The organism is Acinetobacter sp. UBA1496, assembly GCF_002324975.1.
Classification (GTDB): Bacteria; Pseudomonadota; Gammaproteobacteria; order Pseudomonadales; family Moraxellaceae; genus Acinetobacter; species Acinetobacter variabilis.
On sequence record NZ_DCRI01000105.1, the window covers coordinates 23815 to 25370 of the forward strand.

Here is a 1556-nt window from a genome sequence, read left to right on the forward strand (position 1 = left end):
TTCTCTAAACGCATGCCGAGTTGTAAGCCTTTGGAAGCCAGAACATCTTTGATCTCAGTAAGCGATTTCTTACCAAGGTTAGGAGTTTTAAGTAACTCAACCTCAGTACGCTGTACAAGATCACCAATGTAGTAAATGTTTTCTGCTTTCAAACAGTTAGCAGAACGAACAGTTAGCTCTAGATCATCTACTGGACGAAGCAAAATTGGATCAACTTCTTCACGAGGTTCTTGAGCCACAGGAGCTTGATCTTTCTGAAGATCAACAAAGATTGCAATTTGTTGTTGCAAGATTGTTGCCGCTTTGCGGATTGCTTCTTCAGGATCAACTGTACCGTTGGTTTCAAGATCAATGACCAGTTTATCAAGGTCAGTACGTTGTTCTACACGAGCGTTTTCCACTGTGTAAGACACACGTTTGATCGGGCTGTAAGATGCATCTAACTGTAAACGACCCACTGGGCGAGTCTCGCCTTCTGGGAAACGTGAGTCAGAAGTCTCGTAGCCACGACCTTGAGCCACTTTCAGGCGCATCTTAAGATTGCCTGATGCACTTAACGTGCCGATCAAGTGTTCAGGGTTAACCACTTCAACATTATGAGGTAAACGAAGGTCAGCCGCAGTTACGTCGCCTGGACCTTGTTTCTCTAATGTTAAATAAGCTTCATTTTGATCGAACAGCTTAATAGACAATCCTTTTAGGTTCAGCAAGAGCTCGACGATGTCCTGCTGCAAGCCTTCCAAAGTACTGTACTCGTGCTCAACACCTTCAATCTCAACTTCTACCACAGCAGCGCCAGGTAAAGAAGAAAGAAGGATGCGACGTAAAGCATTGCCCAGAGTATGACCAAAGCCACGCTCTAAGGGTTCTAGAATAACTTTTGCCGAGGTCCCGCTTGCCGCTTCGACCTTGATCGCTTGCGGAGTTAGAAACTCATTTGCAGTACGCGTCATATTGCTACCTCAAGGATTATTTAGAATACAATTCTACAATCAAGCTTTCGTTGATTTCAGCAGGTAAATCAGAACGATCCGGTGCAGCTTTGAACGTACCTTCAAGTTTAGAATGATCTACTTCCATCCAAGAAGGAATGCCACGTTGAGCAGCTAATTCAATTGCGTTTTTGATACGTAATTGTTGTTTAGCGCCTTCGTGAACTGCAATCACGTCACCAGCTTTAACTTGGATAGACGCGATGTTAACGCGACGGCCATTTAAAGTGATTGAACGGTGAGATACTAACTGACGAGCTTCTGCACGTGTAGAACCAAAACCCATGCGATAAACAACGTTATCAAGACGGCTTTCAAGCAATTTCAACAGGTTTTCACCAGTTGCGCCTTTAACACGAGCAGCTTCTTTGTAGTAGTTACTAAATTGACGCTCTAAAACACCGTACATACGACGTACTTTTTGTTTTTCACGTAATTGTAGTGAGTACTCAGATTGTTTACCGCCACGAGCTCCACCATGTTGACCAGGAGCTTTAGCGTGTTTTTTAGTTTTGACGTCAAATGGTTTAACGCCAGATTTTAATTGCAGGTCTGTCCCTTCGC

General features: G+C 43.8%; 2 protein-coding genes. Both read right to left on the minus strand.

The window, feature by feature from the left end; all coding sequences use genetic code 11:
* The coding region (locus tag B3143_RS13225) for a DNA-directed RNA polymerase subunit alpha (RefSeq protein WP_286740893.1) at positions 1–953 on the minus strand (953 nt) is incomplete at its 3' end.
* A 16-nt stretch (positions 954–969) separates the two neighbouring features.
* Positions 970–1556, minus strand: a 587-nt coding sequence (gene rpsD / locus B3143_RS13230) for a 30S ribosomal protein S4 (RefSeq protein ID WP_286740895.1), incomplete at its 5' end; no start/stop codon positions are given.